This is a genomic window from Neosynechococcus sphagnicola sy1 (assembly GCF_000775285.1).
Classification (GTDB): Bacteria; Cyanobacteriota; Cyanobacteriia; order Neosynechococcales; family Neosynechococcaceae; genus Neosynechococcus; species Neosynechococcus sphagnicola.
Window position 1 is genome coordinate 51190 of record NZ_JJML01000041.1, and the last position, 13315, is coordinate 64504.

13 protein-coding genes and 1 pseudogene are annotated in these 13315 nt (G+C 52.1%); 10 read left to right on the forward strand and 4 right to left on the reverse strand.

Annotated features, from left to right (window positions below):
- Positions 1–32 precede the first annotated feature (32 nt).
- The 7 genes and pseudogenes from rplL to DO97_RS26855 all read left to right on the forward strand — a co-directional run bounded on the left by rplL (position 33) and on the right by DO97_RS26855 (position 7458).
- Positions 33–428 (forward strand): 50S ribosomal protein L7/L12, encoded by a 396-nt coding sequence (gene rplL, locus DO97_RS15405; RefSeq protein ID WP_036535056.1) that lies wholly within the window; start codon positions 33–35, stop codon positions 426–428.
- Between the two features lie 547 nt (positions 429–975).
- On the forward strand, positions 976–1395 hold the full coding sequence (locus tag DO97_RS15410) for an IS5 family transposase (protein ID WP_072016470.1): 420 nt from the start codon (positions 976–978) through the stop codon (positions 1393–1395).
- Positions 1396–1437: 42 nt separating this feature from the next.
- Positions 1438–1800 carry a photosynthetic/respiratory NAD(P)H-quinone oxidoreductase subunit C gene (gene ndhC / locus DO97_RS15415; protein ID WP_036535059.1) on the forward strand — a complete coding sequence of 121 codons (363 nt, stop codon included), beginning with the start codon at positions 1438–1440 and terminating at the stop codon, positions 1798–1800.
- Positions 1791–2534 (forward strand): NADH dehydrogenase subunit K, encoded by a 744-nt coding sequence (locus tag DO97_RS15420; protein WP_036535061.1) that lies wholly within the window; start codon positions 1791–1793, stop codon positions 2532–2534. The genes ndhC and DO97_RS15420 overlap by 10 nt, the downstream gene beginning before the upstream one ends.
- Complete coding sequence (locus DO97_RS15425) at positions 2527–3042, forward strand: NAD(P)H-quinone oxidoreductase subunit J (RefSeq protein ID WP_036535062.1); 516 nt, start codon at positions 2527–2529, stop codon at positions 3040–3042. The genes DO97_RS15420 and DO97_RS15425 overlap by 8 nt, the downstream gene beginning before the upstream one ends.
- A 322-nt stretch (positions 3043–3364) precedes the next feature.
- Positions 3365–6031 carry an EAL domain-containing protein gene (locus tag DO97_RS15430; protein WP_081980780.1) on the forward strand — a complete coding sequence of 889 codons (2667 nt, stop codon included), beginning with the start codon at positions 3365–3367 and terminating at the stop codon, positions 6029–6031.
- 16 nt (positions 6032–6047) lie between these two features.
- Positions 6048–7458, forward strand: a pseudogene (locus tag DO97_RS26855) (sensor histidine kinase).
- Here DO97_RS26855 and accB read toward each other — a convergent pair.
- Positions 7445–7972, reverse strand: a complete 528-nt coding sequence (accB, locus tag DO97_RS15440) for an acetyl-CoA carboxylase biotin carboxyl carrier protein (protein ID WP_036535064.1) — start codon at positions 7970–7972, stop codon at positions 7445–7447. The pseudogene DO97_RS26855 and the gene accB overlap by 14 nt on opposite strands.
- Positions 7973–8036: 64 nt before the next feature.
- Positions 8037–8594 carry an elongation factor P gene (gene efp, locus DO97_RS15445; protein WP_036535066.1) on the reverse strand — a complete coding sequence of 186 codons (558 nt, stop codon included), beginning with the start codon at positions 8592–8594 and terminating at the stop codon, positions 8037–8039.
- 208 nt (positions 8595–8802) lie between these two features.
- Here efp and DO97_RS15450 point away from each other — a divergent pair, with 208 nt between their 5' ends.
- From DO97_RS15450 to thiL, 3 genes are read left to right on the forward strand one after another with little or no spacing between them, the layout of a single operon-like run.
- Positions 8803–9912: a peptidylprolyl isomerase gene (locus DO97_RS15450; protein ID WP_036535139.1), complete on the forward strand. Its 1110-nt coding sequence runs from the start codon at positions 8803–8805 to the stop codon at positions 9910–9912.
- Positions 9913–9931: 19 nt separating this feature from the next.
- On the forward strand, positions 9932–10258 hold the full coding sequence (locus tag DO97_RS15455; RefSeq protein WP_052128812.1) for a hypothetical protein: 327 nt from the start codon (positions 9932–9934) through the stop codon (positions 10256–10258).
- On the forward strand, positions 10255–11307 hold the full coding sequence (gene thiL, locus DO97_RS15460) for a thiamine-phosphate kinase (RefSeq protein WP_036535068.1): 1053 nt from the start codon (positions 10255–10257) through the stop codon (positions 11305–11307). The genes DO97_RS15455 and thiL overlap by 4 nt, the downstream gene beginning before the upstream one ends.
- On the opposite strand, the gene DO97_RS15465 is transcribed toward thiL, so the two are convergent.
- Both DO97_RS15465 and DO97_RS24040 read right to left on the reverse strand, forming a co-directional pair.
- On the reverse strand, positions 11198–13108 hold the full coding sequence (locus DO97_RS15465; protein WP_156120611.1) for an adenylate/guanylate cyclase domain-containing protein: 1911 nt from the start codon (positions 13106–13108) through the stop codon (positions 11198–11200). The genes thiL and DO97_RS15465 overlap by 110 nt on opposite strands.
- A gap of 2 nt (positions 13109–13110) precedes the next feature.
- Positions 13111–13314 carry a hypothetical protein gene (locus DO97_RS24040; protein WP_052128814.1) on the reverse strand — a complete coding sequence of 68 codons (204 nt, stop codon included), beginning with the start codon at positions 13312–13314 and terminating at the stop codon, positions 13111–13113.
- Between the last annotated feature and the right edge of the window lies 1 nt (position 13315).

The following is a 13315-nucleotide window of genomic DNA, read 5'->3' on the forward strand; positions in this document are numbered from 1 at the left end:
GAGTGATTTTACATTTATTTAGGAGTTAATCCATGTCTGCTGCAACTGATCAAATTCTGGAACAGTTAAAAACACTAACGCTGCTCGAAGCGGCTGAATTAGTGAAGCAAATTGAAGAAGCTTTCGGTGTCAGTGCCGCTGCACCAGCAGGGGGAATGATGATGATGGCAGCTCCAGGAGCTGCCGCTGCACCGGCTGAGGAAGTCGAAGAACAAACTGAGTTCAGTGTGATCCTGGATGAAGTTCCTGCTGACAAGAAAATTCCAATCCTCAAAGTTGTTCGTGCCCTAACAGGTCTCGGGTTGAAAGAAGCCAAAGATTTGGTGGAAGCAGCTCCTAAGGCAGTCAAGGAAGCGGTTGCAAAGCCAGAAGCTGAAGATATCAAGAAACAGCTGGAAGAAGCCGGGGCAAAGGCCTCAGTTAAATAGACTAAGTCTCTACCTATTAGTTGGGTAGAGATAGTCGAGGCTTAGGTAAATCAAACACTATATTTAGAACCAAAAATCTCTAAATATAGTGTTTGATACCAGTTTTTAATACTTTTAATACTATTAGGCTAGGCTTTAGGTAAGTTCTAAGTTTTTTGGCACTTCTGTATGAGCTAACCGTAATTTTTCTTCTCATGTCTTCGGGTTTGATACCGGTTCAGGACTTATGCTAAAGCCATTTTAAGGGACGGTGTTTTGAGCTGTTGACAGAGGTCATTATCCAACAGCCTGTGCTTTAGGGCATTGTCCGGTTAAGAGTCTGTTTCCAAAGAAAGAAGAAGTTGCAAGCTTAGAGGATGTTTTAAAAGGGTAGGCTTTAGCCTCAAATACAACTCAGAGGCGCGATCGCAAACCCTGTAACCCTGATTCTCTCGTATTAGCTTCTAGGTAGCTAGGGTGGTGAAACACACCCTGAAAGACTTTTAAAACATCCTCTTAGAAGCAAACCTTGTGAGTGAAGCTGAAATCAGCACTCAACTCTAACAAGATGCTTCGCAAAGAGTATCCCAGCGACTTAACTGATGCCGAGTGGAAGGTGATAGAACCCTTTTCCCCTGCTGAATCCGCAATTGGCCATCCGAGAGAAGTTGACTTTCGTGAAATTGTTAATGCCATATTTTACGTGCAACGAGAGGGCTGTACTTGGCGAGGGTTGCCAGGCGACTTTCCACCCTGGCAATCGGTCTATAACTATCTACGACATTGGCAGAGATTAGGCATCTGGCAACAGATCCATGACCAGTTGAGAATCCAACTTCGGCAAGCGACTGGCAAGACAACTCAGCCAAGCGCTGCTATCCTCGATTCTCAATCCGTCAAAACGACGGACAAATTTTTTCAGGATCAGCGACACCTACAAGACAAAAAAAGCAACCTCCCCTGGCAACCCTTCTCAAACCCCGTATAATAAGCGAAAATGTGTCGTAATTCTTAAGGGTCGTCATCCATCGTGTTTGTCCTCAGTGGTTACGAGTACTTCTTAGGTTTTTTCCTGGTTTGCAGCCTGGTTCCAGCCCTGGCTCTGACTGCATCCCGACTCCTGCGACCCCAACGCCGTGGCCCTGAGCGGCGCACCACCTATGAATCTGGTATGGAACCCATCGGGGGAGCCTGGATTCAGTTCAATATTCGCTACTATATGTTTGCACTGGTTTTCGTCGTCTTTGACGTTGAAACAGTCTTTCTCTATCCCTGGGCGGTTGCATTCCATCGACTGGGATTGCTGGCATTCATTGAAGCTCTGATCTTTATCGCAATTTTAGTTGTTGCCCTGGTTTATGCTTGGCGAAAAGGAGCCTTGGAATGGTCATGAATCCTCAACCTAGCCCTGCCAATTCCCTGACTGGAGAGTCAATTCTAAACCCAGTTGGGCGACCTCAGATTACCCAAGACTTGTCTGAGAATGTAATTTTGACAACAGTTGATGATCTGTACAACTGGGCTCGGCTTTCCAGTCTGTGGCCATTGTTGTACGGTACTGCTTGCTGCTTTATTGAGTTTGCAGCCTTGATCGGTTCTCGGTTTGACTTTGACCGCTTTGGCTTGATTCCCCGTTCCAGTCCTCGTCAGGCTGATTTAATTATCACCGCAGGTACGATCACGATGAAGATGGCTCCGGCTCTGGTTCGCCTCTATGAGCAGATGCCCGATCCCAAGTACGTCATTGCCATGGGGGCTTGTACCATTACCGGTGGGATGTTCAGTATGGATTCCCCAACCGCAGTGCGGGGAGTGGATAAGCTGATTCCTGTCGATGTGTATTTGCCAGGTTGTCCCCCTCGACCGGAAGCCATTATTGATGCCATTATCAAACTGCGCAAGAAAATTGCCAACGACTCCCTGCAAGAGCAAGGGGGGATGGGACAAGCCCATCGCTTCTACAGTATTCCCCATCAAATGAAGGTCGTGCCCCCAATTTTAACGGGAGAATATTTGCAAGCTTTATCCCGACAAGCACCGTCTCAGGAATTAGCAGCCGCCGTAGGTCTACCGTTATCATCTGCCGACTTGCAGGTGGCTGAAACTTTGGAGGTTACCCGTGACTGATGTAGTAGCGTCTGAAAATGCTCCCCTTGTAGAAGCTGGTAAAGTGTCCCGCTGGTTGACCGAGAATGGTTTTGATAACCAAGCATTGGGAGTTGATCATCTGGGAATCGAGATGATCTATGTCGATCGGGATTTTTTGATCCCCATTGCCACTGCGCTCTATGCCTATGGTTTCAACTACCTCCAATGTCAAGGAGCCTATGACTGCGGCCCCGGTGAAGCACTCGTCAGCTTCTATCACCTCGTAAAAGTTACCGATAGTGCTGACCGTCCCGATGAAGTGCGCCTCAAGGTGTTTATCCCCCGAGAGGAACCACGGGTTGCTTCGGTGTACTGGATTTGGAAGGCGGCGGACTGGCAGGAGCGGGAGTCCTATGATATGTACGGTATTGTCTATGAGGGACATCCCAACCTGAAGCGGATTCTGATGCCGGAAGATTGGGTGGGCTGGCCGCTGCGTAAAGACTATGTATCTCCTGATTTCTATGAGTTACAGGATGCCTACTAACGGTGGGGTTGCTACTCAAGCCCATCTGGGTTAACGCCTGCCCATCGCCTATCAAAGGTCACCATCCCTGGCGACCTTTGATAGGCCCAAGGATGAATGAATTGCCTGGGGTTTCAGCCTTCTCCGATCTAAAAATGGGATAACTAACCCTGAGGGATGGCTGAAACAACCAGTTTGCGTAAACTTTCTGGAACGGCTACTATAAAATTAATGATTTCCCTTAACGGATAATACTTAAACTGATTTGTATACAATACAACCGAAGGTGAAGCGTCTCCTCGGTTGAAAGGTAGGATCAAATCAGAAAAGAGGGTGTATTGGCGTGATAGAGTCTGAGCAGCAAGAGTTACTCCGTCACTTTCTCTGGATAGAGGACAGGAAAGGGGAGCGAGTCGTTTCTCTGGAAGCTGCCACCTATAGTTTGGGACGAGATGCTAGTAGCTCGATTGTCATATATGCCAGGGAGGTATCCCGTCAGCATGCGATTCTGTTGCGGATGCCAGTTCCCGACTCGGCACTGTTTCAATTTCGCCTCATTGATGGCAACCTACAAGGCAAGAGAAGTACAAATGGGGTGGTCGTCAATGGTAAGCGCTGTTTTTCCCATGATCTGAAACGTGGTGATCTGATTCAGTTTGGGGGGGTCGCAAAGGCCACCTACTTCACTGTTTCCAACCTCACCGATGAGGAGTTCCAGACTTACTCGGAAATTGGAGATTTGTCGGCTCTAACCGCTACCCAATCATTAGATCCATTCCAAACGGTAGTTCTGTCAGAAGAAGCGAATAGCTTGAACAATGAGGCGGCAATTATTCGTTTGGCCTCTTTTCCAGAGTTAATTCCTAGTCCGATTGTTGAGATTGATTTAACGGGAGCCATTACCTATCTCAATCCAGCGGCAATCAAGAAATTCCCGGATATTCGGGTGGCTGAGTCAGAACATCAGGTCTTGCAAAATTTATTAGAAATTACCCTCGAACAACAGAAAAGCTTCTTTGTTCGAGAGATCACCGTTGGCAATGAATGCTTTGAGCAATTTGTCCACTACATTTCTGAAAGTGACCTAATTCGGAGCTATATCAGTGATATTACTGAACGTAAGCGCTCGGAGGCGGAGATTCGCCACCGGGATCGGCTTTTGCAGGCGGTTGCCCAAGCAACGAATCACTTGTTGACTAATCCGGTGTTTGAGACCGCGATCGCAGAAGCATTGACCACATTGGGGATAGCTGCTGACGTTGACCGACTTTATATCTATGAGCACATATTATCGGTCGAGACTGGAGAAATTGCCAGAAGTATTCGGTTTGAATGGAATCGGGCATCCGTAGAACCCACAATTCATAAGCTGCACTCCCACTATCAGAGTTATAGCGCAGTTGGCCTGATGCATTGGTATGAAGCGTTAGTCGCAGGTCAATCGATTCGAGGTGTGACCCAAGAGCTTTCTACGGTAGAGCAACTGGTGTTGGCTCAGGATGGGATTCTTGCTATTTTACTTGAGCCAATTCTGATTCATGATCACTGTTGGGGATTTATTGGTTTTAATGATTGTCACCTGGAACGTCGCTGGTCAGAAAGTGAACAATCGATTCTATCGACGATGGCCGCCAGTATTAGCGGCGCAATTCAGCGGCGACAGGCGGAAGATCAGATTCGGTACCAGGCGGTGCATGATGCCCTCACTGGGTTGCCCAATCGACTACTATTTACGGATCGTCTCTCCCAGCTATTGGCCAATTTACTGCGCAGTGATGAGATCTTGGCTATTCTGTTCCTGGATCTAGACCGTTTCAAAATGATTAATGATACCCTGGGACATACCATTGGGGATCAACTCCTACAATCCGTTGCGGAACGTCTCAAAACATCTGTGAGAGACGGGGATACCATCGCCCGTTGGGGGGGAGATGAATTTGTTTTCTGTTTAGCTCAGGCAGAGGGAATTAAAGAAATTGCCAAGGCAGCTCAGAAAATTCTAGATACGTTGAAACCGCTGTTTGCCATTGAAAATCATGAGCTTTACATCACGGGTAGTCTGGGAATTTCGATCTATCCCAATGATGCTGCCGATGCTGAGTCGCTGATTAAACACTCCGATACCGCCCTCTATCGGGCGAAAGAGCTGGGACGTAATAATTTCCAGTTTTATACGGCGACCATGAGCCAGGAAGCCTCTGATCTCTTTGTCTTAGAAAAGAGTCTGTACCATGCTTTGGAACGAGAGGAGTTTTTAATCTACTATCAGCCACAGATTAATTTAAGTACCTGGGAAGTCACTGGACTAGAAGCCTTGCTGCGCTGGCAGAGTCCCGAACGAGGGTTGCAATCACCCAATGTATTTATTCCTCTGATGGAAGAAAACGGGCTGATTGTCCCTGTGGGTGAATGGGTCTTACGAAACACCTGTGCTCAAAACATGATGTGGCAGGAAGCTGGGTTGCCGCCACTCTGTACGGCGGTCAATCTATCGGTCAACCAATTTCGTCAACCCAATCTAGTGGGAACCATTGAGCAAATTTTACAGACTACAGGGTTGCCCGCCGCTTGCTTAGATCTAGAGATTACGGAGTCCGTTGCCATTCAAGACTCGGGCATGACGCGGGATGTGATGCAGCAACTGCGACAGATGGGTGTCCGCCTGTCGATGGATGACTTTGGCACGGGTTACTCGTCCTTGAGCTACTTGAAGAGCTTTCCCCTGGATACCCTGAAGGTGGATCAATCTTTCCTGTGGGACTTCCGCACCAGTTCTAAGGAGTCAGAAATTATTACTGCGATTCTGGCACTGGGACAGGCTCTAGAGATGAATGTGGTTGTGGAAGGGGTAGAGACCCTGGAGCAGCTTTTTTTCCTGCGATCGCGCTGTTGTGAGGAGGCGCAGGGATATCTGTTTAGTAAACCCATGCCTTCGGAAGCGGTCATGGATTTTATCCAAACTCGGTGGCCCCAACAACGGCAACAATTCCTTGCGGCCCATGTACTCTAACCCCTAAGGGCTGACCGTGTTTCAAACCACTCGGCGGCAGCTGGCACTTTGGTACACCATGGTGACTGCGGTGTTGCTACTGGCTTTTGCCAGCGGCATGTACTGGTATGTGCATAGTACCCTGGTGGAGCGGGTGGATGACACCTTAAACCATGTCGTAGAGGTGGTGCGGCGATCGCTGGTGATTGAGCCAGTGAACTTCCACTCAGAGGGGGGGGGCTTTGTATCTAAATGTGGAGGCTAGCTTCCACAACAATCATGTTGAAGCGACGGAAGATGACCATATTGACTTGGAATGGTTTAGTCCCAGCGGTGAATTACTCTGGTCAACCCTGGCAGAGCCGTTAGGGATTCCCTTTGTCGCAGAGGATCAAGCCAAAACCGTGAATCTATCCAGTAGTCATTTATTACGCCAGATTACGTCACAGGTTCAGGTCGGATCTCAGGTACTGGGCTATCTCCGGGTCAGCCATCCCTGGTTTGAAGTCACCAAGCCCAGCCGGGAACTCTTGTGGGATTTGGTTTTCGGGACGGGACTGATGGTGATCTCAGTGGCAGCTATTGGTTGGTTTCTCTCAGGATTGGCGATCGCCCCAGTGCGAGAGTCCTACCAGCGCCTGAAGCAGTTCACGGCGGATGCCTCCCATGAATTGCGGAACCCAATTGCGATTATTCAAGCCAACGTCCAAGTGGCCCTCGCCGATCCTGACCCAGAGCTGCAATTACAACGCCAACAACTCGAGGTGATTGAACGGCTCACCCGCCGCCTGGGTCGCCTCGTTGACAATCTCTTGTTTTTGGCTCGCCAAGACAGCGGCATGGTTCAGTCCCGCTGGGTATCTCTATCCTTGAAAGATTTGATTGCCGATGTGCTAGAGGAACAGAGTACGGTGGCCGCAGCGCAAGAGATTTCTCTGAATCTGACGGTACACCCTCCCACCGGCAGGGAAGACACAGCGGATCAACCTCCATCGCCATTGGGCGGTGAGGGGGGGTGGGTCGTGCAAGGAGATCGGGATCAGTTAGCTCGCCTGTTCACAAATCTGATCGGCAATGCCATTCAGTACACCCCAGTAGGGGGAAGGATTGAGGTCGATTTACAGGGAGTCCGGCGCAGCACGACCCAGCAGTGGCTGCAAATCAAAGTCCAAGATACTGGCATTGGAATTGCAGAGGAAGCCCTGCCCCAGATCTTTGATCGTTTCTACCGGGCTGATCCAGCCCGAACTCGTCGGGACGGATCATGGACCGTGGCGACGGGAACTGGATCAGGCTTGGGATTGGCGATCGCCCAAGCAATTGTGGAAAACCACCACGGTCAAATCCGGGTGGAGAGTACCCTTAGCCAGGGAACAACGGTCAAGATCATCTTGCCAAAGACGCGAGCCGAGGGGTCTGTGCCCCTGGCGGTTGTTAGTGAGGGCTAACGCGCATTAAAGCTTGTCCATACTCCACGGGTTCCCCATTCTGCACCAGGATTTCCACCACTTCCCCAGAGACTTCGGCCTCCAGTTCGTTCATCAACTTCATCGCTTCGATAATGCAGACGGTTTGCCCCAGACGAATGCGATCACCCACGCCGACAAAGGGAGGATCCTCAGGAGCTGGGGCGCGATAGAACGTCCCCACCATGGGAGAGGTGACATCAACCAGCTTGCGATCGGGGAGGGTGGGGGGGGGTGCTGCCGCGATCGCGGCAGCACCCTCTGGATTCTGACTCTCTGCAGGGAGGGGCACCAGAGTCGGAGGGTCAGAGAGGACGACCGGAGTCATGACTGCTCCAGGGTTCATCGGAGTTGTCTCCAATAATTGCAGGTCACTCCCCCGTGATCCCCGGCGAATTGTTAACTCAAAATCCTCACTTTTAACCGTCAGCTCTGTGATGTCAGTTTGATTCAAAGCTGCCAGCAATTCGCGGAGTTCAGTGAAATCCAGTGGCACAGTTGATCTAGCTCCCTTGACTAAAGCGGTGAGCGATTCGCATCTTGCCAATCGCGTGTGGGATTTATTCCCGTCCCAGGTAGGTATCGGTGCGGGTATCAACCTTGATCCGCTCACCGATGGAAATGAACAACGGCACCATCACCTGAGCCCCCGTTTCCACAATGGCAGGTTTGGTGCCCCCCGTGGCCGTATCTCCCTTAACGCCAGGATCGGTCTGGGTGACTTCTAATACTACAGAATTTGGTAATTCTACCTCTAAAACTTGTGCCCCCCAGCGGATGACATTCACCTCCATCCCCTCTTTTAGATACTTGACGCGATCGCCAATCTCGGAAGCACTTAGGGGGGCTTCTTCATAGGTTTCCATATCCATGAAGACAAACTGCTCACCTTCTTTGTAGGTGTGCTGCATGACGCTCTTTTCTAAGTTAGCTTGGGGAACTGTTTCCCCAGCTCGGAAGGTGCGCTCGACAACACTGCCGGATTGGACATTTTTTAATTTCGTGCGCACAAAGGCTGAACCTTTTCCAGGTTTGACGTGAAGAAACTCCACCACCCGCCAGACACCGCCATCGAGTTCAATACTGACGCCGGGTCGAAAGTCATTACTGGAGATCATAAATCTGGGGAATGTACAGTCGGCACTCCATTGTACCCCTCCGTGGTTCCCTCCGTATCTCCCGACGCTCTCCCAAGTGGATTCCCATATTTCAGCCAGAGGAGAGGCAATCAATGGCAAGATGAAAGTGGCCGGGAATTGCTGCTCGGGTGCTCCCAGTCGCTATGCCGAATTGCTTTCACCTCATGCCGCTGTTGAGCTGACTCTCATGATCCACGTATTGAAACGCTGCTTTACCCTGGGGTGCCTCACCCTTCTGCTGAGTACTCTTCTATATCTGGGATTGTTCGCCGGGATGGGAATGCCAATAGCCGTGGCCCTGCCCGCTGGCAATGCAATCACCGATGGCAGTGCCCTGTTACGGTATGCCCTACCCATTGATAATTCAGCGGTGCGAGAGTTACAGGCCAATCTGGAAGATATTGCCAGCCAACTCCGATCCTCTAAGCGTTGGGGGGCGGTGAGTCGGGATGTCAATAAAGCTAGTCAAATTCTCAGCGATCGCGGCACCGAATTGTTAGCCAGCGTTCCCGAGGAGCACAAACCTGCTGCCACCGCCACCCTGGCGGCCCTCAAAACTCAGATGACGGACTTACAAGCCCTAGTGGAAACCAAGGATAAGGAACAAGTTGCCCAAAAGCGGACAGAAGTGCTGAACTTGGTCGGGGATCTGGAAGCCGCTATGGTGAAAAAGCCTCCCAGTGAGGTGCCAGCGGAATATCGCCATCTACCTCAGCTACAGGGTCGCGCCACCATTGATATCACCACTAACAAAGGCTCCTTAACCGTGGTAGTGGACGGCTACAGTGCTCCAGTGACCGCAGGCAACTTTGTGGATTTGGTGCAGCGCGGCTTCTATAACGGTCTGGCCTTTACGCGGGCGGAAGAGTCCTATGTACTGCAAATCGGAGATCCCCCCGGTGCTGCCGCAGGATTTATTGATCCAACGACTCAGCAGTACCGCAGCATTCCCCTGGAAATCTTGGTGCAAGGAGATCCCACACCCACCTACGGCATCACCCTTGAGGATGCAGGACGCTATCTGGCGCAGCCAGTGCTGCCCTTTTCCGCCTATGGGGCAGTGGCGCTGGCCCGACCGAGTGATGACCCCAACGGCGGTTCCTCCCAGTTTTTCTTCTTCCTGTTTGAACCAGAATTGACCCCAGCGGGGCTCAACCTTTTGGATGGTCGCTACGCGGTCTTTGGCTATGTGGTCGCAGGCAAAGAGGTGTTAGAGAAGCTCCGTGCAGGAGACACCATCGAATCGGCTCAGGTAGTTCAGGGAACTGAAAATCTCGTCCTCCCCGCGATCTCTTAATGATTTTTTCACTCAACCGATGGCTATTCTGGAGTTGATCCTGGCAATGGGGCTGAGCAGCTGTATTGGCTTACTGGCCTGGAACTTACTCCGGGGTCAGCAGCGCCAGCGCCTGTTGCAGCAGGCATTTTATGAACTGTTGGTGCGGCAGAATGGCTGTCTCTCCCTGATCCAACTCACCGTTGTGGCTGGGGTTGATGCCACCGAGGCCAAAACCTACCTCGATCAACAAGTACAACTCCTCGGGGGCTGCCTGGATCTAGATGGCAATGGTCAGACCGTTTATCGCTTTCCCAAGCTCCGCACCTCCCCGTCCAATCCAGGAAATGGTAATTTTCGGGGATGACACCTGAGCCATCTACGGTCACAGTGGCTGATCTGGGAGAGCAATTGTTGCTGCAACGATTGCAAGCATTCTGCCCCTCGGATCTGGTGGGAGATGACGCAGCCGTCTTGTCCACTCCCCCCAGTGAAGATCTGGTAGTGACCACGGATTTATTGGTGGATGGGGTACATTTTAGTCTTGGCCTTGCTACCCCGGAGGTGAATACCACTCCCCCTTGGGATGCTGGCTGGCGTGCCGCCGCTGCCAACTTGTCCGATCTGGCAGCCATGGGAGCTACCCCCTTGGGCATGACCGTTGGCCTGGGACTCCCCGGTCACCTTCCCGTCACCTGGCTGGAGCAACTCTACCAGGGGCTAACCGCCTGCCTTCAGCCCTATCATACCCCCATTGTCGGTGGGGACATTTGTCGCTCCAGCGTCACCACCCTGGCAATCACCGCCTTTGGAACCGTGGCTCCAACCCAGGTGATTCGACGTTCCCAGGCACAGATTGGGGATGCAATTGTGGTCACCGGAGTCCATGGAGCTGCCCGCGCTGGCCTAGAGTTGCTCTTGCATCCCGATGTCGCTGCAACCTTACCAGCCTCCCGGCGATCGCAGTTGATCACTGCCCATCAACGTCCCATTCCCCGTCTCGATGTCTTACCCCTGCTATGGCGAAGTCTGGCTGCTGCTGCCCCGGAACGGCAGGCAATGGTAGCCGGGATGGACAGTAGTGACGGTCTGGCCGATGCCGTTCTCCAAATCTGTCGCGCCAGTGGGGTGGGAGCTTGCCTCGATCGCCTCGCCATCCCCATCCCCCCCGATCTGTGTCCGTGGGTCACCCCTGAACAAGCCATGGAGTGGGCTCTTTACGGTGGCGAGGACTTTGAACTGGTACTCTGCCTCCCTGCCTCAGTGGCCCACCACTTCGTTACCCAACTGGGTGCAGGAGCCGCCGTCATTGGTGAAATCCTTGCGGGCACGGGGGTTTCACTGATTGATCCGACAGGACACCTTCCGGTTCAGTGCCTGAGTTTAGGTCGGGGCTATCAACATTTTCCGCATTAGCTGGAGGTTGTGAATTTGTCATGACTGGCGTAGCAAGACGCTGTTTAAGTTCACCCTGGGTCTGCCGGTAATCGGATTGAATCTGATAGTAGGGGGACGGATCTTCTCCTTTCCAACCCAGCACACTGTAGAGGCGAATACTAGTTCCCCGCCCCCGCAGGGGATGCTCCCCCATATCCAATGCCTCAATCTCGTCTTGCACCAGTAGGTACAGGGGTTCGGTAATCAAGAGGTCGGTGCTGAGTTCTTTGGTCAAGCCTTCAACGCGACTGGCTACGTTCACGGAGTCACCAATGACGGTATATTCCAGCCGTTGCAAGGAACCGATATTCCCAGCGATCACTTCTCCATAGCTGATGCCAATGCCATGAAAAAACGGGATTTGACCCGCGGCCCGCCACTGTTGCCGCAACTGGATCAGGGCGTGACGCATCTTCAAGGCGGCTGCGATCGCGTTATGGGCATCTAATGTTTCTCCCCGGGACACAGGGGAACCAAACTCCGCCATGACCGCATCGCCGATAAATTTGTCCAGAGTTCCCCCCGATTCAATAATGGCTTCCACCATGCGATTCAGGTAGGTGTTGAGTTGGAACACCAATTGCTCCGCTGCCATGTGGTAGGAAAGAGTCGTAAAGCCACGAATATCGCAGAATAAGACCGCAGCTTTGACCTTTCGCCCTTGCAACAGGGATTGAAAATTCTCCGGCTGACTGAGAATTTCCCGGACAATGGGGGTGGCAACATAGCGTTCGAGGGTGCGGCGGAGCCGGAGTTTTTCAAATTGGTCACTCACCGCCCCGATGGTGAAGCTAGTGAAGCTACCGAGGGCGATCGCCAAGACGGGCACTGCGGTAGGTACGATCCAGCCGCCCCACGTGAAGCTGAGATAGCCTGCTAATCCCCAAGCGAGACCACAGCCTAGTCCCCAGAATAATCGAGAGACACTCCGTTTCCCCAGCAGACTCAAGCATCCGCCCACCGCCGCGACGCCCACCAAGACGAGGAGTCCTCGCTCAGGAGCCGCCGGAATAGCGGCAGCCAGGGTTCGCCCCTCCAGGAGGGTGGCGATCGCATTGGCATGGATCTCCACTCCCGGCATCAGGTTAGGATAGCGCCAATTCCCCGCAAAGGGCGTCCGGTGGTTGTCTTGAAGAGAGAGGGCGGTGGGGCCAATGAGGACAATCTTGTCGCGGAAATATTGCCCATGGCTCAGATCCAGTTGCCACCGCTGGGGATCGAGGACATGGAAAAAAGGCAGATGCTGAAAGGTATCACGGGGGCCATAGAAAAAAATGCCGCTGCCCCGAGGGGCGGGATAGACCATTCGGGCTGCTTGGAGGGTTGCCTGGGGAAAACTTGGGATCGGGTCGGTCAAGCCCTGGGGAAAAATCACCTCCGATTGATATTGACTGCCCAGGTTGTGAATCCGGCCATCTATCGAGGGCAAATAGTTGAGAAAGCCCACGGATTGGGTCTGAAAAATTGGACGTGTCAGGCTTAACAGCGGGCCTTCTGGGGTCATGGACGATTCATAGGCTGCTGCCATCGTCACCCGTCCAGGGTAGCGATCGAGCACCTGTTGAAGGGACTGGTCATCTCCAGGGCCAAAATTACTAGGGCCAGAAAAGATTAAGTCTAGGGATACGCTCCGGGCTCCAGCCCCCATGATTTTGTCAATGGCTTGGGCATAGGCTTGTCGTTCCCAGGGGAAGGATTGCAGGGGTTGTAGATAGGGGTATTTCTGGGGTTCAGCAGTGTAGAACTCTCCCTGGGTCAGGGATTGCTCATCGATCGCCAAAATCACAATCTCCGGAGGCGGCGAAACGGGGCCACGGATTTCAAAAAAATGGTTTGTACTTGCTCTTCCAGATATTGGGCAATGCCCCAATCGAGACCCGTGGCGATCGCCCCAGCTAGCGCCCAAAAACCCAGCAACCCATAGCTAAGGATCAGGGGATTGAGGGACCAACAACCGCGATCGCGATTCCACCATCCAGGATTCATA